The sequence below is a fragment of the Pseudoalteromonas sp. CnMc7-15 genome, assembly GCF_022347925.1.
GTDB lineage: Bacteria > Pseudomonadota > Gammaproteobacteria > Enterobacterales > Alteromonadaceae > Pseudoalteromonas > Pseudoalteromonas ruthenica.
The window spans coordinates 378,030-399,199 of record NZ_JAKRFT010000005.1; the positions used below are offsets into that span (position 1 = coordinate 378,030).

The 21,170-nt window shown below is 47.6% G+C and carries 19 protein-coding genes; 7 read left to right on the forward strand and 12 right to left on the reverse strand.

Annotated features, from left to right (window positions below; all coding sequences use genetic code 11):
- Window position 1: 1 nt before the first annotated feature.
- The 5 genes from gspG to gspC are packed head-to-tail and all read right to left on the reverse strand — an operon-like array spanning window position 2 to window position 6,262.
- Window positions 2-424, reverse strand: coding sequence for a type II secretion system major pseudopilin GspG (gspG, locus tag MHM95_RS14415; protein ID WP_026110940.1), 423 nt, complete (start codon window positions 422-424; stop codon window positions 2-4).
- A gap of 41 nt (window positions 425-465) precedes the next feature.
- The gene (gene gspF, locus MHM95_RS14420; RefSeq protein WP_022943736.1) at window positions 466-1,698 is read right to left on the reverse strand and encodes a type II secretion system inner membrane protein GspF; all 1,233 of its coding nucleotides are present in this window, start codon (window positions 1,696-1,698) and stop codon (window positions 466-468) included.
- Window positions 1,698-3,194 carry a type II secretion system ATPase GspE gene (gene gspE, locus MHM95_RS14425; protein ID WP_231658024.1) on the reverse strand — a complete coding sequence of 499 codons (1,497 nt, stop codon included), beginning with the start codon at window positions 3,192-3,194 and terminating at the stop codon, window positions 1,698-1,700. Before gspE ends, gspF begins: the two co-directional genes overlap by 1 nt.
- Window positions 3,195-3,246: 52 nt before the next feature.
- Window positions 3,247-5,313 carry a type II secretion system secretin GspD gene (gene gspD, locus MHM95_RS14430; RefSeq protein WP_022943734.1) on the reverse strand — a complete coding sequence of 689 codons (2,067 nt, stop codon included), beginning with the start codon at window positions 5,311-5,313 and terminating at the stop codon, window positions 3,247-3,249.
- A 22-nt stretch (window positions 5,314-5,335) separates the two neighbouring features.
- On the reverse strand, window positions 5,336-6,262 hold the full coding sequence (gene gspC / locus MHM95_RS14435) for a type II secretion system protein GspC (protein ID WP_022943733.1): 927 nt from the start codon (window positions 6,260-6,262) through the stop codon (window positions 5,336-5,338).
- A 212-nt stretch (window positions 6,263-6,474) separates the two neighbouring features.
- Here gspC and hslR point away from each other — a divergent pair, with 212 nt between their 5' ends.
- From hslR to MHM95_RS14450, 3 genes are all read left to right on the forward strand, one after another.
- Entirely contained in the window at window positions 6,475-6,879 is a 405-nt protein-coding gene (gene hslR, locus MHM95_RS14440; protein ID WP_022943732.1) for a ribosome-associated heat shock protein Hsp15, read from the forward strand.
- Window positions 6,880-6,887: 8 nt separating this feature from the next.
- Complete coding sequence (gene hslO / locus MHM95_RS14445; protein WP_239385625.1) at window positions 6,888-7,733, forward strand: Hsp33 family molecular chaperone HslO; 846 nt, start codon at window positions 6,888-6,890, stop codon at window positions 7,731-7,733.
- Window positions 7,734-7,996: 263 nt separating this feature from the next.
- Window positions 7,997-9,535 carry a phosphoenolpyruvate carboxykinase gene (locus MHM95_RS14450; RefSeq protein WP_022943730.1) on the forward strand — a complete coding sequence of 513 codons (1,539 nt, stop codon included), beginning with the start codon at window positions 7,997-7,999 and terminating at the stop codon, window positions 9,533-9,535.
- Between the two features lie 53 nt (window positions 9,536-9,588).
- Here the strand turns inward: MHM95_RS14450 and envZ are convergent, their stop codons facing one another.
- The 3 genes from envZ to greB form a co-directional block, all read right to left on the reverse strand.
- The gene (gene envZ / locus MHM95_RS14455; protein ID WP_022943729.1) at window positions 9,589-10,896 is read right to left on the reverse strand and encodes a two-component system sensor histidine kinase EnvZ; all 1,308 of its coding nucleotides are present in this window, start codon (window positions 10,894-10,896) and stop codon (window positions 9,589-9,591) included.
- Window positions 10,897-11,616 (reverse strand): two-component system response regulator OmpR, encoded by a 720-nt coding sequence (gene ompR / locus MHM95_RS14460; RefSeq protein WP_022943728.1) that lies wholly within the window; start codon window positions 11,614-11,616, stop codon window positions 10,897-10,899.
- Between the two features lie 98 nt (window positions 11,617-11,714).
- The gene (gene greB, locus MHM95_RS14465; protein ID WP_239385626.1) at window positions 11,715-12,197 is read right to left on the reverse strand and encodes a transcription elongation factor GreB; all 483 of its coding nucleotides are present in this window, start codon (window positions 12,195-12,197) and stop codon (window positions 11,715-11,717) included.
- Between the two features lie 75 nt (window positions 12,198-12,272).
- On the opposite strand from greB, the gene MHM95_RS14470 reads away from it, so the two are divergent.
- From MHM95_RS14470 to MHM95_RS14480, 3 genes are all read left to right on the forward strand, one after another.
- On the forward strand, window positions 12,273-12,587 hold the full coding sequence (locus tag MHM95_RS14470; RefSeq protein ID WP_053909919.1) for a hypothetical protein: 315 nt from the start codon (window positions 12,273-12,275) through the stop codon (window positions 12,585-12,587).
- Between the two features lie 34 nt (window positions 12,588-12,621).
- Window positions 12,622-13,200 (forward strand): hypothetical protein, encoded by a 579-nt coding sequence (locus MHM95_RS14475; RefSeq protein ID WP_045979094.1) that lies wholly within the window; start codon window positions 12,622-12,624, stop codon window positions 13,198-13,200.
- Window positions 13,201-13,333: 133 nt separating this feature from the next.
- The gene (locus MHM95_RS14480) at window positions 13,334-15,658 is read left to right on the forward strand and encodes a Tex family protein (protein ID WP_239385627.1); all 2,325 of its coding nucleotides are present in this window, start codon (window positions 13,334-13,336) and stop codon (window positions 15,656-15,658) included.
- Window positions 15,659-15,819: 161 nt separating this feature from the next.
- On the opposite strand, the gene MHM95_RS14485 is transcribed toward MHM95_RS14480, so the two are convergent.
- The 3 genes from MHM95_RS14485 to bioH all read right to left on the reverse strand — a co-directional run bounded on the left by MHM95_RS14485 (window position 15,820) and on the right by bioH (window position 17,765).
- Complete coding sequence (locus tag MHM95_RS14485) at window positions 15,820-16,623, reverse strand: putative metalloprotease CJM1_0395 family protein (RefSeq protein ID WP_045979092.1); 804 nt, start codon at window positions 16,621-16,623, stop codon at window positions 15,820-15,822.
- Window positions 16,624-16,625: 2 nt separating this feature from the next.
- Window positions 16,626-16,934: a hypothetical protein gene (locus MHM95_RS14490; protein WP_022943722.1), complete on the reverse strand. Its 309-nt coding sequence runs from the start codon at window positions 16,932-16,934 to the stop codon at window positions 16,626-16,628.
- A 96-nt stretch (window positions 16,935-17,030) separates the two neighbouring features.
- Window positions 17,031-17,765, reverse strand: a complete 735-nt coding sequence (bioH, locus tag MHM95_RS14495) for a pimeloyl-ACP methyl ester esterase BioH (RefSeq protein ID WP_239385628.1) — start codon at window positions 17,763-17,765, stop codon at window positions 17,031-17,033.
- Between the two features lie 95 nt (window positions 17,766-17,860).
- On the opposite strand from bioH, the gene MHM95_RS14500 reads away from it, so the two are divergent.
- The gene (locus MHM95_RS14500) at window positions 17,861-18,538 is read left to right on the forward strand and encodes a ComF family protein (protein ID WP_239385629.1); all 678 of its coding nucleotides are present in this window, start codon (window positions 17,861-17,863) and stop codon (window positions 18,536-18,538) included.
- A gap of 29 nt (window positions 18,539-18,567) precedes the next feature.
- Here MHM95_RS14500 and MHM95_RS14505 read toward each other — a convergent pair whose 3' ends face one another.
- Entirely contained in the window at window positions 18,568-21,117 is a 2,550-nt protein-coding gene (locus tag MHM95_RS14505) for a M14 metallopeptidase family protein (RefSeq protein ID WP_239385630.1), read from the reverse strand.
- Window positions 21,118-21,170 lie beyond the last annotated feature (53 nt).

Below are 21,170 nucleotides of genomic sequence, written 5' to 3' on the forward strand. Positions count from 1 at the left end.
ATTAACGCTCTTCTTCGTCCCAGTTACCGATATCGTCCTCAGTACCCGCTTCACCGTCCGGACCCATTGAAAATACGTCAATCTTACCGACTTCTCCTGGGTAAATAAGCTGGTACGGATTACCCCATGGATCTTCTGGTAAGTTCTCTATGAAACCACCATCAGGGAAACGTTTTGGCACCGGTTCAATACTTGTTTTAGTCACCAAAGCTTCAAGACCTTGCTCCGTGGTTGGGTAGGTCTTATTTTTTAATTTATACAGGCTCAATGCATCTTCAAGCTGTTGAATATCTAGCTTTGCTTTGTCTAATGCGGCCTCTTCCTGTTGCCCCATAATGTTGGGTGCCACAATTGACATGATCATGCCAATAATGACCAGAACTACCATCACTTCTAATAATGAAAAACCAGATTGCTTTCTCACTGTCATTACCTCTAATTGCTTAAATCCATCTGCGCCTTAGCTTATAAGCCAATGGCCTTGTTCATCGCCATAATCGGTTGCAATATGGCCATTACGATAAATAACACGATAATAGCCATGGTTGCTATCATCGCGGGTTCCAAAAGTTTAAGTGACACATTGACCATGGTCTCAAACTCACGATCTTGGTTGTCGGCGGCGCGCTCTAACATTTGCTCTAACTCGCCTGACTTCTCACCACTGGCTATCATATGTAGCATCATCGGCGGGAAAAGCTTAGTTTGCTCAAGCGCCGCTCTAAGGCTAGCCCCTTCACTGACTCGAGTAGCCGCCTCGGCAACGGCCGCTTTAATCTTCTCGTTGGCAAGCACATGACCTGAAATTTTCATACCCTCAAGCAGCGGCACAGCACTGGAAGAAAGAATGCTTAGGGTACGAGCAAAACGCGCAGTATTTAAGCCCCGACTCACTTTGCCGATACCGGGTAAGGTCAGCAGCTTGCTGTCATACCAAAAGCGAATATTGGGCTTTTTCAGCGCTTGCTTAATACCGACTGTGAGCAACACAAATACTGCGATGCACACAAACCAATAGTTTTGCACGAAGTGGCTGGCAGCCATCACCCACTCGGTGGTCCAAGGTAATGCTTGCTTTGACTTTTCAAATGTTTTCAATATTTTAGGCACCACAGTTCCAAGAAGAATAGAAACAATGGCCACGGCAAAAATCACCAAAATGATAGGGTATACCATGGCCTGGGTAATCTGTGAGCGCATGTGTTGACGTTGCTCGGTGTAATCAGCTAAGCGGTTTAAAACCTGGTCTAGATGCCCTGATTTTTCACCTGCTGAGACCATCGCCCGATACAGATTATCAAACACGTGAGGAAACTCCGCGAGGCCATCGGCTAGGGTGTAACCCTCAACCACTTTCGAGCGTACCGCCATCAACATTTTCTTCAAGCGCGGCTTCTCGCATTGCTCGGCCACGGCCATGACCGCAGCTTCAACTGGCAAAGCGGATTGAATAAGGGTGGCAAGCTGACGGGTAATAAGGGCAAGATCTGATGTCGATATTTTCGCTTTAAATACGTTGCCTAATAAGCCTTTATTGGCAGCATTGGCCTTTTCTTGAGAAGCAGCTAATTCCACGGCAACAGGCATCAGTCCTTTGTCACGCAATTGCTGACGTATTTGCTTTGCCGTATCGGCCTCTAAAAGCCCTTTTTTTTCTTTGCCTCGCCCATCTAACGCGCGATATTCAAATGCTGCCACTATTGCTCCTCACGGGTAACCCGTAACACTTCTTCCAAAGTCGTTTTCCCAGCAAGAACTCTAGAGCAGCCATCTTGGCGAATACTTGGGCTGTGCTGACGCACATATTTCTCAACCATTTGCTCACCATGGCCGTTATGAATCAGCTCACGAATATGGTCGTCCACCACTAATAACTCATGAATACCGGTACGCCCTTTATAACCGTTATAGTTACATTCTTCACAGCCTTGGGCGCGATAGATAGTGGGTGGGTTTTCAGCGGGCACACCCAATAGCTGGCATTCACTTTCATCAGCTTCATGGGCCTGCTTGCAATTATTACACAAGGTGCGCACTAAACGTTGAGACAAGACTCCTAACAGCGACGAGGACAATAAGAAAGGTTCTACCCCCATATCTTCCATACGGGTGATCGCCCCGGCTGCGGTGTTGGTGTGCAAAGTTGACAGTACCAAGTGGCCGGTCAGTGACGCCTGAACACCAATTTGCGCGGTTTCTAAATCACGAATTTCACCTACCATCACCACATCTGGATCTTGACGCAAAATAGCTCGCAGACCACGCGCAAACGTCATATCCACTTTCGGATTGACCTGAGTTTGGCCGATACCGGGGATCTCGTACTCAACAGGGTCTTCAACGGTGAGGATATTGCGATCTCGGCTATTAATAGCCGTCATTCCGGCATACAGGGTGGTACTTTTACCCGAACCTGTTGGGCCGGTTACGAGAATAATGCCATGGGGTTTACGAATGAGCTCCGCAAACAGTTCTTGGTTGCGTCGCGTCATTCCCAGGTCTTGTAAATCAAGGCGGGCATTGTTTTTATCAAGTAGACGCAGCACCACCCGCTCACCAAAACTTGATGGCATTGTTGACACCCGCACGTCAACCGCGCGCCCAGCAATGCGTAGGCTGATACGACCATCTTGAGGAACACGCTTTTCAGCAATATCCAGTTTAGCCATAACTTTAATACGCGACACGAGCAGCGAAGCTAGCTTGCGATTAGGCTTGAGCACTTCTTTGAGCACGCCATCGACGCGAAAACGAATCACAAGCTCTTGCTCGAAGGTTTCGATATGGATATCCGATGCGCCCTCTTTGATAGCCTCGCCCAACATGGCGTTAATCAGCTTGATAATCGGCGCATCATCGTCAGCAGCGAGCAAGTCTTCGGTTTGCGGCAGCTCCTCAGCGAGAGAGAATAAATCGGCCTCATTGCCGATATCTTCCATTAGCTGCTGGGTTTCCGAACTATCGCGTTGATAGGCCGCCTCAAGGACGAGTTCGAATTTGTCTTCCGGCAACCGCTCTACGCTAAACCCTCGGCCTGCGAAGCGGCGCACCTCCAACATAACCTGAGGCTCTAAATCATGGCTATGGTAAAGCAGTAACGTCTCATCATGCTCTACCAATAGCACTTGAAAGCGGCGCGCAAAGGCAAATGGCAGTCGCAGTGGCGCTGTGGCAACGGTTTCAGATACCTCCATCAGCGCTTCGTCAGTGACGGGCACCTCGGCGCTGCTTTGGGCGGCGATTTGCTCAGTCATTGTCTCGCTCAGCCTTATTTTGCTCTTTCAGATACTCTTCATAGGTAGGTGGCAATACAAGCGCGTCATTCCACTCAGGGAGTAATGGCACTTGCTCGGTTGGCATCAAGTCGATACCGTCATCGCTTTGTTTGAGCTGCTCACCACGGATAAATTTATATTTACTGTGGCTCAGACGGTTCATGCTCTCAATATCGCGTAAAATTGTGGGGCGAATAAAGACGATAAGATTGCGTTTACGCTTTGACGTACTGGTGGATTTAAATAAGTGGCCGAGCACAGGAATATCACCAAGTAACGGTACTTTAGAGACACTTTCTTGGACGTCTTCGTCGATAAGGCCGCCGAGCACAACCATACCACCATCGTCGGCTAGCACTGTGGTGGTAATGGCACGTTTGTTAATGGAAATATCCACCGCCGTTGAACCCGCGACATTCGATACTTCTTGTTCAATGGTTAGCTGCACTGCCGAGCCATCGTTTATTTGCGGTGTTACTTTAAGCTTCACACCCACTTCCTGACGATCAACAGTCTGGAATGGATTTTCATTGTTACTGCCGGTCGACGAGCCGGTAATAATGGGTACTTCTTGACCAACAATCATCGACGCTTCTTCATTATCCATCGTAGTAATCGAAGGAGTCGCCAAGATATTCGAATTCGTGTCGTTAGAAACGGCTTGGACTATCGCGCCCCAGTCATTCTTAACGATACCCATGGCTAAGCCATTGATTCCACCTAGTAAACTAGCGAGAGGACCAAGGTCGCCTTCTTCGGTACGGCTAATCGGAGTTACCACACCACTTTCTGAGCCAACAACATTGTCAGTAATGGTTTTATCACGAGCTTGCTCTGCTGCCACTGCCAGTGAGCCAACGGGCACCGTGGTGCCGTTGTTAAACTGCAACATGCCTCCTTGTTCGGAGATCCACTGCAAACCAAAGTTAACGCCATCGCCTTCAGAAACCTCAACAATAATGGCTTCTACCAAGACTTGCGCACGGCGAATATCTAGTCGTTCAATCACTTTTTCAAGTGAGCGCATCATGTCGGGTTGGGCGGTAATCACCAATGAGTTTGACGCTTCGTGCGCTTCAATGCTGATGTCATCACTGCCGCGACGTGTGGTACGCGCAGCATTACCATTGCCTTGCTGCTCTTCTTTTAAAGACTTACTAACCCCCTGTAATACCTTAACCAGCTCATCTGATTTAGCGTAATTAAGGTAAAATACTTTGGTATTCCCGGTTGTCTCTAGCTCGTTATCTAAGCGCTTGACTAATTCAATGGCGCGCGTGCGAGCCTGCCCTTCACCACTGACAATCACACTGTTGGTACGCTCATCTGCAACGACCCGAGGGATCAAAAAGTCGGGGACGCTGCCTTTGCCATTGTCTTTAAAAATATTATCGACAACAGACACCACATCAGAGGCCGTGGCATGTTTCAGACGCACAATATCAACACGTTTATCACCGGCTTGGTCAACCAAGCGAATAATTTCCACTAGGCGGTTTACCGACTCGGCATGACCGGTCAGCATCATGACGTTAGAAGGGTTAAAGTTGGTAACATGGCCGCCATCTTTTTGGTCACTAAACTGACGGATCAGTGGACCCAACTCTTGGACGGTTACATTTTTCACTCGCACAACCCGAGTTACCAGCATATCACCGCCCATGCCGTCATCTTCACCGATGACTGGCACATTAGACTTTTTCGCGTCTGAGCTTTTCTCTACTTTAATAATACCACTTGGCATTTCGACAGCAGCATAGCCATGTACTTCGAGAACGTTGAGGAAGAATTGATAGTACAGCTGTTCATCCATGAGCTCGTAGCTACGCACATTAATTTTGCCACGTACATTGGGGTCAATGATCACCGTCTTGTTAAGGTTTTTACCAACGATATTGATAAACTCGTTGATATCTGTGCCCTTAAAGTTTGCCGCATATTCGACTGCGTATAGATTTAAACTTACCCCAGCGGCGAAAAGTAGCGCGCCATACTTGGCAAGCCCTTTTATTATTTTTGTGCGAAATTTCGCGCCCATTGTTCTTACTCCAAACGTGTGATTATTGCAGGCTAAATTGCACATCGAACAGTTGCCCGTTGCGGTTCACGGTAATAGATGCGTCGGTGCTATTGCGCAGCTCTTGCAATGCTGCCATGGCTTGTTTCATATCGGTTAGCTGATAACCATTTATAGCAATGGCGATGTCATTATTTTCAAGGCCCATTTGTTTAAATAGGGCCGGATCTTTTCCAGGGCTTAATTTATACCCTTGTAGACGACCTTGGTTACGTGCCGGAGTGATACGTAGATACTCCGATAACTTTCCTGGGTCGGCAAGAATTTGTTTGCGTGTTTGCTGTAGAGCTTGCTTGGCCTCGGCACTGGCTGTGGCATTGATGGTTTTCGCCTTACCGGCACTCGCTTTGGGAGCGTTATCAGCTTGTGGCCGACTTGCTGGCACAGGCATAGATACGGTTTTAGTGAAGCTCAAGCCGTCAAGCATCAGTGTTTCAAAGCGCCCACCGACATCCAAAATAGCTCGGTCAGGAAGTACTTTTGCCAGTTTAGCGCGTGTTCCTTTGATAACATCATCAATACCGTAGGTCTCTTGGCGCCCTTGGGATTCAATAATGGCGAGCCCGGCGGTTTTGTCGTTGGTAGCTGCTACCACGCCGGTTAGGTTTATGCTTAGACGTGTTTCAGGGGCGTCGCTGATAACTTCCTGTTTAGGTTCAGCTTGCTCGACAGCGGCGGCATCACCGAACAAATTAACTGAACGGATGGCGGCAATATTTGCTCGCTCTGCACCTTTGTTTGCTTGGCTCACAGGTGGCATCACCGTGCTTGCTTGCGGTTGTGGCCATACCAGCCAAAGCAACCCAGCGGCTAGATAACCACAATACAACACCGCAACCAGCACGATAGTGGCCACGATTTTTTTCTGTGGGAGCTGCTTAAGCCATTGTTGTAGTTGGGCTGAATCCAAAACTCTATACTATTATTATTGTAGTCGTTAACGTCACATAGTACATCTATCACTGAGTGACAACAAGCACACCATGTAGCATTAATGTAAAAACATGTAGCCTAGTATAACCTCCGCGCAAGACAGCAATATGACAGCGTTCTGTGCTTTTTTTGGTCGTTGTGTTGTGCTAAATTTCGCCCTTAACTTAGAGAAAATACTACCGAGGTAAAGTGAGCAAGTCAGCAGCGAACGAACACAGCGAATCTGTGCGCTTAGACAAATGGTTATGGGCCGTGCGCCTCTACAAAACTCGCGCCATAGCACGAGAAATGGTGCAAGGGGGCAAGGTCCACTATAACGGTCAACGTTGCAAGCCTAGTCGTCAGGTCGAAGTGGGAGCGAGTATCCGCCTTGCTCAAGGCTTCGATGAAAAACATATTAAAGTGCTTAAACTACTTGAAAAGCGTGTGGGTGCCCCCATTGCTCTGACCTGCTACGAAGAAACCGAGCAAAGTAAGTTAAAACGCGAAGAAAATGCCATTGCGCGTAAAAACAATGCCTTCTTTGCGCCACACCCTAATCAGAAACCGGACAAAAAGCAGCGCCGTGAACTGATTAAGATGAAAGCCAAATAGAGAAACTCATGCAAAACGATTTATTACACCGTTATATTTTTGAGCAACACGATGTTCGTGGTGAGCTCGTTCAAGTAAGCGATGCTTTCGCGCAAGTGATCAAAGACCGCGACTACCCTGACGCCGTAAAAAAGCTCTTGGGCGAGCTATTCGTAACCACTTCGTTGTTGACTGCGACACTCAAGTTTCAAGGCCATATTAATGTGCAAATCCAAGGTGATGGACCAGTAAAGTTTGCAGCCATCAACGGCGATCATGAGCAAAACCTACGCGGTGTCGCTCGCATGCAAGGTGAAGTAAAAGGAGATGGGTTACTGGCGCTGATGGGTAAGGGTCATATGATTATTACTATCACCCCAGTCAAAGGCGAACGCTATCAAGGGATTGTGCCGCTAGAGCATGACAGCTTAGCTAAGTGCGTAGAACAATATTTTGCTCAATCTGAGCAACTAAAAACACGGATGTGGTTCGCCACGGATATAAGCCCTGGTCAAGAACGTGCAGCGGGCCTTTTCCTGCAAGTGCTTCCCGTCAACCAAGACAAGGCGACTGCTGATTTTGGTCATTTAGAGACGCTCAGCGATACGGTAACCGAAGACGAGTTATTAAATTTAGATGCACACACCGTATTGACTCGCTTGTACCATGAAGACAACCCTAAACTGTTCGAGCCACAGCCAGTGCAGTTTAAATGTACCTGTAGTCGCGAGAAAACCATTGATGCACTCGTTAATGTCGGCAAAGATGAATTACTTGCCGACGTACAGGCGAATGGCGAAATTGTAATTAACTGCCATTATTGCCTCAGTGAATACCGCTTTAACGAAGAGCAAATTAAAGCAATCTTCAATTAATTAAGCATTCATTCATTTAAAAAGCTCGAGTACGAAAAACTCGAGCTTTTTTGTTCAAAATAATGACACCGGTATCATTAAATTTTGCTTTTTTATGACACCGGTATCACTGAAATTATTCATGTTTTTTCATATAAAACCGCCATTTTTAGGGCTTTCACCGCTCGTATACAAGCAAACCTTCTGTTACTATAAAATCCATAAAGCACTCTCACACAGCTTTAGATTAACCCGTTCAACCTCTCACAATTTTAGGTAAAAAAATGACTTCAAGCGCTACTCGTTTTGTTGATCTTACAACCGCAGAACTGATCGAGCAGGCAGTTCGTCGCGGCGAAGGTACTCTAGCCGCTAACGGTGCATTTGTTGCTAAAACAGGCCGTCGCACTGGTCGCTCTCCTCAAGATCGCTTTATCGTAAAAGAAGCAAGCACTGAAAATGATATTCAGTGGGGCAATGTTAACCGCCCATTCGATGCCGATAAATTTAATGCGTTGTGGGAACGTGTGGAAAACCACGTTGCTGAAAACGATCACTTTGTCTCTCACTTAGAAGTAGGCGCCGATCCAGAGCATTATTTACCTATTGTTGTCACTACAGAAACTGCATGGCACCACGTGTTCGCGAAAAATATGTTCATTGAGCCAAAGCAGTTCAATGCTGCGAATTTACCGCAATGGCAGATTTTGAATGTACCTTCATTCGTATGCGACCCAGAGCGCGATGGCACTAATAGTGATGGCACTGTGATCATTAACTTTGCCGAGCGAAAAGTGTTACTTGCTGGTATGCACTATGCTGGTGAAATGAAGAAGTCGATGTTCTCAGTACAGAACTTCTTACTGCCAGGGAAAGGTGTTTTACCTATGCACTGCTCTGCAAACGTGGGTGAGAATGGCGATACCGCCTTGTTCTTTGGCCTTTCAGGCACGGGTAAAACCACCCTGTCTGCAGACCCTAGTCGTTTCTTGATTGGCGATGATGAGCACGGTTGGGCTCCTGGTAGCGTCTTCAATATTGAAGGCGGTTGTTACGCCAAATGTATCGACTTATCGCAAAAGAACGAACCGGTTATTTGGGATGCTATTCGCTTTGGTACTATTTTAGAGAACGTGGTACTAGACGACACCCGTACGCCTGATTACAGCGATGCTAGCTTGACGCAAAATACCCGTGCAGCTTACCCACTAGAGCACATTGCCAAGCGCAAAGAAGAAAATCGCGCCGGCGAACCAAAAGCCGTAGTGTTTCTAACCTGTGATGTGAGCGGTGTGTTACCACCAGTATCAGTATTAAGTGAAGAAGCTGCAGCATACCACTTTTTAAGCGGCTACACCGCTAAAGTGGGCTCAACAGAAATTGGCTCAACGTCTGATATTGAATCTACTTTCTCAACCTGTTTCGGCGCGCCATTCTTCCCTCGCCCAGCGGGTGTTTATGCGGAACTATTAATGAAGCGCGTGCGTGAGTTCGGCGCTAAAGTATACTTGGTTAACACTGGTTGGACAGGCGGTCCTTACGGTATTGGTAAGCGTTTTGATATCCCAACCACGCGTGCTGTAGTTGATGCGATTGTGTCAGGCAACTTAGCCGATGTAGAGACCCAACATATCGATGTATTAAACCTAGACGTGCCGGTGGCTGTACCTGGTGTCGATACTGAGGTACTGAACCCTATCAACACCTGGGCTGATAAAGACAAATACAACGAATACGCGAAGAAACTCGCAGACGACTTTAATCAGAACTTCGCTAAATACGATGTTTCTGATGCGATTAAACAAGCCGGCCCGCAAAGCTAAGGGCTGCTGTTTATACTTAGCCATTGCGCTGAGAATTCAATCCCACGCCAGCATTACGCTGGCGTTTTTATTGGTAAGTATATAGTTGCACACAAGCCGCCCTGTTCACGGTTCTTGAGCTCAACCTTGCCATTGTGCATAGTAACGATACGCTTAATAATCGCCAGCCCTAAACCGCTGCCTTCACTGCCTCGTGCCTGATCACCTTGGGTAAAAGGCGCGAACACCTTCTCCAGCTCAGATTCAGGGATGCCAGGCCCTTTGTCTAACACACTGACACAGACGTATTTCTTGCGCGCACAAAAGTGAGTATTCACCTCTATGCTGTCATCAGAATAGCGCAAGGCATTCTCTATCATATTGGTGAGTACACGCTTGATTGCCACACAACTTATCGGCACATTGGGAAGGCTGGGGTTCAAAGTGAGTGTGATATCTCGGCCATGCTGTTGCTCAGCATGGACCACCTCTTCAACCAAAGCGTTGAGATCTTCAGGTTGGTTATCCCCTTTGTCATGGTGGCGTAGATATTCAATGAACTGATCAATGATTGCGTTCATATCTTCTATATCGTGAATAATACCTTCGCGCAGATAGTCCTCATCATCAGACATCATTTCAGTGGCTAGGCGAATACGGGTCAACGGCGTTCGCAAGTCATGTGATACCCCAGCCATTAACAAGCGCCGATCTTGCTCTAGCGCAGCAATGCTACGCGACATCTGATTGAAGGCTCGCGTTACCTCAACCATTTCAGTCGAACCTTGCTCATCAACAACGGTGCTAAAGTCGCCTTTACTCACCTTCATCGCCGCTTCTTGGAGTGCTTTGAGTGGGCGGTTTAGGTGCCGCGCAAATAACCACCCTCCCAGCACACTGAGAAAGCCTATACTGGTTAGGTAAAAGGTTAAAAACTCAATATTGGCTTCGGTGAAGCCAGATAATGGCACCCGCACCCAGTATCCTGGAGCCTGCGGCGGTTCTATCCAATACACCAATGGATTAGTTTGACTAATACGCACACGGGCCGAGCCATTAAGCTGTTCCGACATAATGTTGGAGAGCATTGAATATTCACGAGCTTGCCCTAGCCCGTTAATGTAAGCCTCGCGCTGGGTGAGTAACTCGATTCCTGTTTCTTCTAAGAAGCGTTTCGACACTTCATCACTGACTTCGACGCCATCATCGACACCAATGAATACAGTTTTCACCTGCTTTGCGAGCATGATATTCACTTGCTCGATGGTCGGCTTGACCACATAGAAGCTCACCGCAACATAGGACACCACTTGGTTTATAAGTAGCAAAGCACCAACTAAAAATACCGTTTGCCCAAATGCGCTTTTGGGAAATAAGCTCATTTACTTGTTGCCGTCGGGCACAAATACATAGCCCAGTCCCCATACTGTTTGGATATAACGAGGGTTCGCGGCATCGGCTTCAATCATCCGTCTTAGACGTGATACTTGCACATCGATACTGCGCTCCAAAGCGCTATAATCACGGCCCCTGGCCAAGTTCATAAGCTTATCGCGGCTCAGTGGTTCACGTGGGTGTGAAACGAGGGCTTTCAGCACCGCGAACTCACCACTGGTCAGTGAAATAACCTCATCCCCTTGAGTCATTTCTCGCGTTGCCAGATTTAGCGCAAAGTCACCAAACTTAACTAAGTTTTCTTCTGATGAAGGCGCACCCGGCACTTCTTTAGCGCGACGACGCAAAATAGCCTTCACTCGAGCCAATAGTTCGCGTGGGTTAAACGGTTTAGGAATGTAATCGTCAGCACCTAATTCGAGGCCAATAATACGATCAACCTCGTCACCCTTAGCGGTCAACATCACGATAGGAATTTCATTTTCTTTTTGTCGCAAACGACGACAAATTGAAAGGCCATCTTCGCCGGGCAACATTAAATCTAAAACCATCAAATGAAAGTTTTCTCGTTCTAAAAGCTTATCCATTTGTTCGGCATTGGCGGCGCTGCGTACGATAAACCCTTGCTCAACTAGATAGCGCTCCAAAAGGCTGCGTAAGCGCATGTCATCATCGACAACGAGGATTTTTGTTGTTTCCTGTCCCATTATTTTTCTTTTCGTTGTTTTTCCTCCATTAACTATATTCGAAATAGCGGGCAGGGGAAATGTACAACACCAATTAGATTGTTACATTTGTTGTCGGCCTAACTATCGTCACTGCGATAGTGAATGTCATTGATGTACCAAAGTTTGCGCCCTGTAGGGGTAGATACCCAGGCCTCATCATCAACCTGCTTTTTTAACAACGCTCGCGCCATTGGTGCATCAATTGAGATGACAGTTTTGCTATCGTAAATTTCATCTGGACCGACAATTTGAAAGCGTAACACTTCGCCTTGTTCATCTTCCACTTCGACATAGGCGCCAAAAAATACTTTTCCTTCTTGCTGAGGGCTGTAATCAACAACTTGAAGGTCTTCTAAGCGCTTACGCAAATAGCGCACGCGCCTGTCTATTTCCCTCAGACGCTTTTTATTATACTGATAATCGGCATTTTCCGAGCGATCACCTAAGCTCGCCGCCCAAGCGACTTTCTTCGTTACTTCTGGGCGCTCGGTGCGCCATAAGCGGTCTAACTCTCGTTGCAACTGCTGGTATCCACGGCGTGTAATTAATTTCGTTTTCATTGCTTTTTGTTCAGTTTTAATTCACAGTCTGCATTACATAGTTAAATGTAGCGGTATTTTTAGGCGAGTATAGTGATGCACAAATACAGTGTAAAACACATAATATTATTGGTACTCAGCCTACTTGTGCTTAACAGCTGGGGAGTTGCCAATGCTCACACGCAATTTTGTAGCGTTACTGATCAGCCGAGTGTCGCCCTCGAGTTAGAAGCTACCTCAAGCCCAGCTCAAGATAAAGACAGCGAGAAAGATTTTGACTTTACCGCTGCTTCACTTTCAGCAAATACATACCAATCCTTAGCACTTAGAGCGGCTCACGCCGAGCTAGGTAAAGGTGCACTATGTAACTTACGCCCACAACAACGAGCGCCTCCCATTTTCTTTAAATAAGCTGTTTTTTATTAACAATTATTTGGAGAAGATCATGACTGATTTTAAAACCTTACGTACTCATTATGTAACAAGTGCGAGCCAATTTACTGCTCCCCAAGTTGTACCAGAGGCGTTAAACACCAACAGTAATGCCATGACATTACTGCAAGATTTTACAGCCCAAGCGCCTGTTCGCATTTTGGCTAACACCCCTTTGAACGCTGCACGAAAACTTGCCAGCGCTACTCCCACCAACGCACTGTTAGTGGTCGATGAACAGAATAACGTGCTAGGCGTTACTTCTAGCGTCGAATTACAGAGCGCGCGAGTCACGACCCAAGCCGCACAAATGGGCATCAACCCCAGTGAGCTGCTGGTTCATGACATGATGCGTTCGCTGCATACCCTGCCCTGTATCAGTATGCTTGCCGCACGTAATACCACCTTGGGTAATGTACTCAGCACTATGGAACACCGTGGCAGTTTTTATTTATTAGTGACTGACAAAGAGCAAGTAACTGGAGTTTTCTGCGCCCGTGCTATTGCCAGAAAGTTAGGTATCGCATTAGATATCACTCCTGTCGCACAATCTTTTCAAGAGGTTGTAGCCAGCGTCGAGCATCCGCATTAACAAAGTTTTGCAAAGTGAAACACCTCGCCAGGGACGGCGAAATTTGCCCTTCTGTTCACTGTTGGCTGTGATATTATCCAATGCAATTATGATTAATGTGCCCGTATTAGGGCGACAAGTGTAAAGGTTTTCAATGGGCAATCTCACAACTTTGCTTGCGCAAGAGTTGCAAGCGCAAGAGCAACAGGTGATCGCAGCAACCAAGTTGCTTGATGAAGGGGCAACAGTACCGTTTATCGCGCGTTACCGAAAAGAAGTTACTGGTGGATTAGACGATACTCAATTACGCACCCTAGAGCAGCGATTAGGTTACCTGCGTGAGCTCGAAGAGCGCCGTCAATTCATTACTAAAACCATTGCAGAGCAAGATAAGCTCACTGGCGAACTGCAAGCTGACATCGCCGCAGCAACGACTAAAACAGAGCTTGAAGACCTCTACCTTCCCTACAAGCCCAAGCGCCGCACAAAAGGGCAAATTGCTATCGAAGCGGGTCTGGCGCCCTTGGCCGATGCCTTATTCGAGAACCCTGATCTTGACCCACAAAGCCAAGCTTCAGAATATGTCGATGCCGATAAAGGAGTCGCAGATAATAAGGCAGCATTAGATGGTGCCCGCGCTATTCTGATGGAGCGCTTTGCCGAAGATGCCAAGCTGCTTGCCAAGTTGCGTGCACATATTAAGCAACATGGTCATATTGAAAGTAAGGTTATTGCTGGCCAAGAGCAGTCAGGAACTAAATACCAAGATTACTTTGAACACAGTGAAGGCGTGGCGAGTGTTCCCTCTCATCGCGCTTTAGCCATGCTTCGTGCGCGCAACGAGGGCGTGCTGGCACTGAGCATTAACCCAGACGCCGAGAGCGCTGATGGCCATGCTTTATGTGTGTCGATGATAGCCGAGCACTTCAATTTGCCGCTGGAAGGCAAAGCAGCCAGTACCTGGCTCGCCCAAGTGGCGCAGTGGACATGGAAAGTGAAGCTATCACTGCATCTAGAGAATGAGTTTTTAGCGGCGATGCGTGAGCATGCAGAAACCGGTGCCATAGATGTGTTTGCCAAGAACCTAAAAGACTTATTAATGGCTGCGCCAGCAGGTGCGAAAGTCACTTTAGGCCTTGATCCTGGCTTGCGTACCGGATGTAAAATGGCCGTTGTCGATAGTACCGGCAAAGTATTAGCGACCGCCACCATCTTCCCACATGCCCCACAAAATCAATGGGATAAATCGCTACGCACGATTGAGCAACTGTGTCGTCAACATAAAGTCGAGTTAATTGCTATTGGTAATGGCACTGCCAGCCGCGAGAGCGATAAACTCATCGCCGAACTGATCAAGGCACAACCAGAGCTCAAACTGAATAAAGTGATGGTCAGTGAAGCGGGCGCCTCGGTGTATTCTGCGTCTGAGTTTGCAGCCCAAGAGTTTCCGGATTTAGATGTCTCATTACGTGGCGCGGTTTCTATTGCCCGCCGCTTGCAAGACCCGCTAGCAGAGCTGGTAAAAATTGAACCAAAATCTATCGGTGTTGGCCAATACCAGCACGATGTATCACAAAGTCAGCTTGGGCAAACCCTGACTTCAGTTGTAGAAGACTGTGTAAATGCCGTGGGTGTTGACGTAAATACCGCATCTGCGCCTCTATTAACTAGAGTTTCCGGACTGAATAAAACCTTGGCGCAGAACATCGTTCAATACCGTGATCAGCATGGTGCCTTTGCAAGTCGCTCTGAGCTGAAAAAAGTAGAGCGCCTAGGTCCTAAAGCCTTCGAACAAAGTGCCGGATTCTTGCGTATTGTCGGTGGTAAAGATGCTCTGGACGCTTCAGCTGTGCACCCAGAAGCCTACCCTGTCGTAAAGGCCATTTGCGCAAAAACGGGTAAGCCCATTGATGCCCTGATAGCCAATGCAGAAGCATTGAAGGACGTCAATCCACAAGAATATATCGATGATAAGTTTGGCCTGCCTACGGTCACCGATATTATTGCAGAACTACACAAACCGGGCCGCGACCCACGCCCTGAGTTTAAGACTGCGGCCTTTAAAGCCGGTGTTGATACCATAGCCGATTTAAAGCCGGGCATGGTGCTTGAGGGAGTCGTTTCCAATGTCGCCAACTTTGGCGCCTTTGTTGATGTTGGCGTCCATCAAGATGGTTTAGTTCATATTTCTGCGTTAACCGACAAGTTTATTAGCGATCCACGCGAAGTGGTCAAAGCCGGTGATATTGTTAAAGTAAAAGTAATGGAAGTGGATGTGTCGCGTAAGCGCATCAGCTTCACCATGCGCTTAAACGATGAGCTACCGGCTGCTGGTGCGGCGAAAGCGGAGCGCAAACAAACGAGAAAGCCTCAAGGCGCTACAAACAAAGGTAAAGGCGCACCGCGCAAACCTAAAGAAGCGAATAACGCCGCTATGGGCAATGCATTCGCTGAGGCCTTTGCCAAACTTAAGAAGTAAGCTTTTTTAAGATAGAAAACGCAGCAACCGCTGCGTTTTTTTTGCCCTCACTAACGCATCAGCAGTCGCTATGATGGTGCCGTTGCTTTTAAATAAACCATTTCAGGCAGAAATAGGAAATGTGTTTAGTATAGGGGTGAAGAGTAAGGGGAAAAGTAGCGCTAAACCTGCGCCATAAAAGCCGATTGCTTGCGCTCTTGCGGCGCACTGACTTGCTGATAAAAATCGGCAATACGCAGGGCTCTTGACTCAACCTCTTGGTCACGCTCAAAACGACGAGTAGGCTCGTTGGTTGCGAATGCTGGCGGTGTTGGCGTTTCGTCCTCTTCAGAGGTGTTGAGCTGTTGCCCAGCCAACTCAGCCTGAGCCCGGGCCAGCTTTTGCGTTGCTTCATTCGCTATGGCTCGATCAGCACCGGAGGGCTCTGCTGGCGCCAACGCCGCTGAGCGTACCTGCTGCATCTTCTCGATGGTTGCTTGTGGGTCGCCCGGTACTTCACCCACATCTATTTGTACTTCCCCACCCACCGCGTAATTTTTGCCATCTGGACCACGTTGATAGTCATAGCTCGGTGAGCCGGCATATTGACCTCCTACCGATGCATGGGCTTGTTCGTGGGTTCGAACTTCACGGTCACGTTCTGCAAGCTCTTGGATTTGTTGCTGTTCCTGCTCGCGCTGCTGTTGCTGCTGCTCGCTAGATTGCTCCTCAGACCCCTCACTGTCGCGCTCGTTAATCGTTTTCTGCTGGGCAACTGTTTCTTTTTCGCTGCTTTGCGCGTCTTTACTCTGACCGGGGTTACGTGCCTTGTCTGCGTCTGATGCAGCTTTATTATCGGTTGCACTCTGTGCTGGCTGCTTAGGCTCGGGGATCACTTCGCGCAGCTGGTTGTCACGCCTTACACTCTCGGTGTAAACGTTTGCGGTATTAAAATTAATAGTTGGCGTTGGCGTGACTATGTTCATGTCTATGCACGAATATCGATAATTGTTCCTAACACTTCATCGGCAGTACGAATTGACTCAGTGTTAGCTTTAGCGTTGAATTCAGCTACTTTAAGATTCACCAGCTCCTCATCCACGCGCGGAGCCTGTGACACCGGAGCCGTTACCGCTTCATCAGCATTGGCACCTTGAAGTTGACGACCCTGTTGAGTTTGCTGTTGGTCTTGGCGCTCAATAGTGGCGCGATTAATGTTAGCGGTCGCTTGCTCAACATCTTGTTGAGCGCGATTAAAGCCTTCTACACCAGCATTAAAAATAGCTCCTACAGGCATAACTTTCCCACCTACATTACAATTACACTTATAGTTATTATTGCGCAAAAAGTAGACGAAATAAAGGTGTTTCGGCTATGTCTCGCTGGTTTTAGGTCAAAGCATTGATTTTAAAGTAGCTAAAAATTCATCTTTATGTGATATGAAAGGCGCATGAGAGGCCTTATCAAGCACGGCGATATCTAAATCGCTACGCAACGCCTGCATTTGTGCAATAGTTTTGTAGGGAACCAAGGCATCCAAACGACCAAAAATAGCACCCACTGGTTGCTTAATATGAGCAAACTCGTGGCGTAAGTCATGGTGTTGTAAAATATCCAGGCCTTGGCGCAATGCCTCAGCCTGAGGCGGTGGTGCTTGCTTAAGTAACGCTTTTAATTGCTTTGTATCGGCACGGGCGGTATCACTACCCATTGCTTGAATAGCCAAAAAGCGTTCGATGGTTTTTGCGCTGTTGTTCAGCAGTTGCGAGCTAAAATCTTCTAGAACCTGTGCTTTTATACCCGGCCAGTCGGCTTGTTGGGCAAAAAATGGAGTGGATGCCACAAGGATAACTTTGCTGACCTTATGCGGGTAAAAATAGGCAAGGTAAAGCGCCACCAACCCACCTAAAGACCACCCCACGATAACGCTGTTGTCCTGCAGTTGATCTGCAAGCACCGCACTCATGGTCGGTAAATCATAAGTGTGTAACTGCTGACTCTCACCATATCCTGGCAAGTCCAACGCACGTACCTCGCCATCAAATAAAAAGTTGAGTTCTGGGCGAATAAGCTCCCATACCTTATTATTCATTCCCCAACCGTGCAGTAACACCAATTGTTTTTGCATTTTCTAACGACCACACCCACTATTAAAACGGATTGCCTGGGCAGAGAGCCCAAGCATGCAATGTAGCAATAATAACGGGATTTAAAGGTTATGCAATGGATGCTCTATCACACCTGCGCAGTTGGCTATTTCCGCAGTACTGCAAGCTTTGTTCACAGTCTCTGCCGATAGGTGCACAGTTATGTCAACACTGTTGCGCGACATTTAGCACCTTCTCTGAGCCCGACTTATTAGTTCGTGCCGATATTCAACGACTGTTTCCATTGCGCTATGTTGATCACTTAGTGGCTTTGCAGTGGTATCGGCCACCCGTGAGTACTTGGCTAAAGCAATACAAGTACGCCCATCAGCTGCACTACCAGGTCGCCGTGTCACAGCTTTTACAGCAGCATTTATATACTCTTAGCCATGCTGATAATTGGCAATGGCCTGATAGTATCGTGCCTATCCCTTTAGCTCATCCCCGGCTTGTTTGGCGCGGCTTCAATCAATGTGTGCTGCTTTGGCAGCAGGCGGTGCCACAAGGTTTATTTGTCGCCAATGCTCTTGCCAGACCATTGAGCACAAAGCAACAAGCTAAGCTGGGAGCGCGTTCGCGACGCAAAAACTTAGCTAACGCCTTTAACGTTAGAATGCGTGTTCAGGGTATGCACATTGCCATCGTTGATGATGTCATGACCACAGGCGCTACCGTAGACAATGCTGCTCGTAAGTTAAAAGAGGCTGGGGCAAAAGAGGTATCGGCCTGGGTTGTGTGCCTAACCGCAAAGTAAAAAGAGCCGGCTAAAGCCGGCTCTTTGGATTATTCACCGCGAGCGTGAATATGCTCACCGAAGAATAAGGCATTACTAAAGATACGGCTAGTGCCATACCAGAAACCTCGGAAAACCGGATTGTCTGTCATCGCGACCACCGTACCTTGCCCATATGAGTGCGCAACAATGGCTCCTGCATTAGCGATTTGCGTTACGTTATTATCATGGGTAAACCCAGCTAATAATGGCTTCTCGGTGTATTTCGCTACGTTAACAAATGGAGCACTGGATTGCTCCAGCAAAAAGGTGCTGTTTTTGAATACTGGCAGCTGCTTACGAGTTAACGAGTAGCTCAGCGGGTGCGTTAAATCGACTTCCGTATTAAAAATAGCCCCGGCGATACGCTGCTTACCGGCAAGCATATCTTGGTCACCATATTTGAGACCTTCGGTTGCGAATACTGCGGCCATATCTTTACGCGATACATAACTGGCTTTTAGTATTTGTTGGTCAACCAAGAACTTAGCTCCACCTTTTTGGCCCCAGATAACACCACCGCGTTTAACCCATTTTTGTAGTGCCACTTTTTGCGCTTTACTCATTGCCGAGTAGCGACCATTGGCGAGCACGATGTGGGTGTAATTATCTAGATTCACACCACTTAGGTTGTCCAACTCAATAATGCTTGGCGTGATACCCACATGGCGATCTAAGTAATACCACAGCTCGCCCACCTCGTACTGGCTGGTTTGCTTACCGCCCACCAGCAAGACTTTTGGTAAGTGCACAGGAGCAAGCTGCCGCGAACCTAAATCAACGCCTTTACTGGTTAATCCTGAATCCAAGGCAACGATAGGTATAGCAAAGCGTTGTTGCGCCTCATTTAAAATATCTAGCCAATGTTCGTGTTGTTGTATGCCTGCTGGAATAACAATAGATCCCGCCGCAAACTGTTTTGTCGCGTTACCACTTTTTGCACTCAGTGGTGCTAAGGCAACCCGAGCGTTGACTCCCTCACGCAGCAAGTAGCTTAATAATTTAGGTGCATCATAGTCGAACCACTCAAAGGCATACGCGTAGTGTCTTGTTAGTTCTTGCGCTGATGGCTGCGCACCCTGCTGCCATGGCTGCTCTGCAAGCTCCAGCCCCCAAGTACTGCTTAATGGCGCAAACTCAAGGTTAAAGGCATGGGCAAGTGTCCAAGCAGATACGTCATAAAAGGTATTGTCGTTAAAACTTTGCTGCTCAGAGAAAATTGACTTAATCAGTCGGTATTGGCGTTGCGCCAGCGGCACAAAGTAGCTATTAGCCGCAGCAAAAGTGTGCTTATCAACAGTGGTTTGTTCTTCGAGTGCATAAGCCTTAATTTGATGCTGCGCGAGTAACTCTAAGAAATAATCTAAACGGGTAGCATCCTTAGGTGCACTCACCACATAACCTTTCAGCTTGTCTTTATCTGCAAGCTTACCTACTTGTTGGTAAAAGTCCTGCTGATAATCAAGTAGCTGCTGACGGTTTTCAAGCACCGCGTCAAAAGTAGAGAAGCTAGTGAGGAGCTGGTTTTTTATGGTGAAAGCAAAGTCCATTTGACCATTAACAGTGTCTTGGACATGGCCTCGGCTACTCGCCTGCTCAAAGAGAATACCGATGCTGCCATTCACATCTGGGTAAGTGGAACCTTTACCAACATAAAAATCATCAAATGCTTCTTCAGTAAAATATAAGCGCTCTTCACTATCAAGGATGCGAGCATGATGTTTCGCGATGGCTTTGGTTAGATCAACATTACCATTGGGTGTTAGCGGGTTTTTCCGTGATGGTATGCCTGGCTGAAAGAAATAAGTGCTGTTTGGCCCCATCTCATGAAAGTCGGTCAGCACATTGGGCTGCCACTTATGGAACTGAGCAATACGTGCCCGAGACTCAGGGTGTTGCAGTAGTAACCAGTCGCGATTTAAGTCAAACCAATAATGGTTAGTGCGACTGCTCGGCCAGTTTTCATCGTGTTCGCGTGTGTGAGGGTCGGCACTGGGTGTCATGGCTCGGTTTGAGTTTGCCCAGTTTGCAAAACGTGCCAAGCCATCTGGGTTCAGCGACGGGTCCAACAGCACCACAGTGTCATTGAGTAGCTTCTCAACACGCTGATCTTGTGCTGCGGCCAAGTAATACGCCACTAATAACGCCGCATTACTGCCTGAAGATTCATTACCATGAACACTATAACCCATGTAAACCACAGCTGGGTCATCGTTCGTGCTTGGCTCACCCTCTAAGCGCGCTAAGTGTTGTGCGCGAACTTGCTCGATATCGGCTAGGCGTTGTGGTGCAGCAAACGTTAACATCAGCAATGGTCGCTGCTCATGGGTGTAACCGATGGTTTCAATATTGACACGTTCGCTGGCATCGGCCAAAGCACGCATATAGTAAACCAGTTGATCGTGGCGTACATGCCATTCACCGACTTCATACCCGAGCACCGACTGAGGTGTAGGGACATTAGGATCGAACTGAATATCATTGTTAAAGTAGTAGTCGAGCGGCTTAGCACTCAGTGAAGATGCAAATAAAAGCACCACTAGAAAAAGTATTCGACGCATGGAATTTATTGCTGTTAGAGGACCATAGTCCTCACGCTACCACCCGATTAAAA

What these genes read in the sequence shown, in the direction of transcription:
- MHM95_RS14485 (WP_045979092.1), bottom strand. Translation starts at nt 16,623, where the DNA reads ATGAACATAGTCACGCCAACGCCAACTATTAATTTTAATACCGCAAAC.
- MHM95_RS14450 (WP_022943730.1), top strand. Translation starts at nt 7,997, where the DNA reads ATGACTTCAAGCGCTACTCGTTTTGTTGATCTTACAACCGCAGAACTG.
- bioH (WP_239385628.1), bottom strand. Translation starts at nt 17,765, where the DNA reads ATGCAAAAACAATTGGTGTTACTGCACGGTTGGGGAATGAATAATAAG.
- MHM95_RS14500 (WP_239385629.1), top strand. Translation starts at nt 17,861, where the DNA reads ATGGATGCTCTATCACACCTGCGCAGTTGGCTATTTCCGCAGTACTGC.
- MHM95_RS14480 (WP_239385627.1), top strand. Translation starts at nt 13,334, where the DNA reads ATGGGCAATCTCACAACTTTGCTTGCGCAAGAGTTGCAAGCGCAAGAG.
- greB (WP_239385626.1), bottom strand. Translation starts at nt 12,197, where the DNA reads ATGAAAACGAAATTAATTACACGCCGTGGATACCAGCAGTTGCAACGA.
- MHM95_RS14475 (WP_045979094.1), top strand. Translation starts at nt 12,622, where the DNA reads ATGACTGATTTTAAAACCTTACGTACTCATTATGTAACAAGTGCGAGC.
- envZ (WP_022943729.1), bottom strand. Translation starts at nt 10,896, where the DNA reads ATGAGCTTATTTCCCAAAAGCGCATTTGGGCAAACGGTATTTTTAGTT.
- MHM95_RS14470 (WP_053909919.1), top strand. Translation starts at nt 12,273, where the DNA reads ATGCACAAATACAGTGTAAAACACATAATATTATTGGTACTCAGCCTA.
- hslO (WP_239385625.1), top strand. Translation starts at nt 6,888, where the DNA reads ATGCAAAACGATTTATTACACCGTTATATTTTTGAGCAACACGATGTT.
- MHM95_RS14490 (WP_022943722.1), bottom strand. Translation starts at nt 16,934, where the DNA reads ATGCCTGTAGGAGCTATTTTTAATGCTGGTGTAGAAGGCTTTAATCGC.
- MHM95_RS14505 (WP_239385630.1), bottom strand. Translation starts at nt 21,117, where the DNA reads ATGCGTCGAATACTTTTTCTAGTGGTGCTTTTATTTGCATCTTCACTG.
- ompR (WP_022943728.1), bottom strand. Translation starts at nt 11,616, where the DNA reads ATGGGACAGGAAACAACAAAAATCCTCGTTGTCGATGATGACATGCGC.
- gspE (WP_231658024.1), bottom strand. Translation starts at nt 3,194, where the DNA reads ATGGAGGTATCTGAAACCGTTGCCACAGCGCCACTGCGACTGCCATTT.
- gspD (WP_022943734.1), bottom strand. Translation starts at nt 5,313, where the DNA reads ATGGGCGCGAAATTTCGCACAAAAATAATAAAAGGGCTTGCCAAGTAT.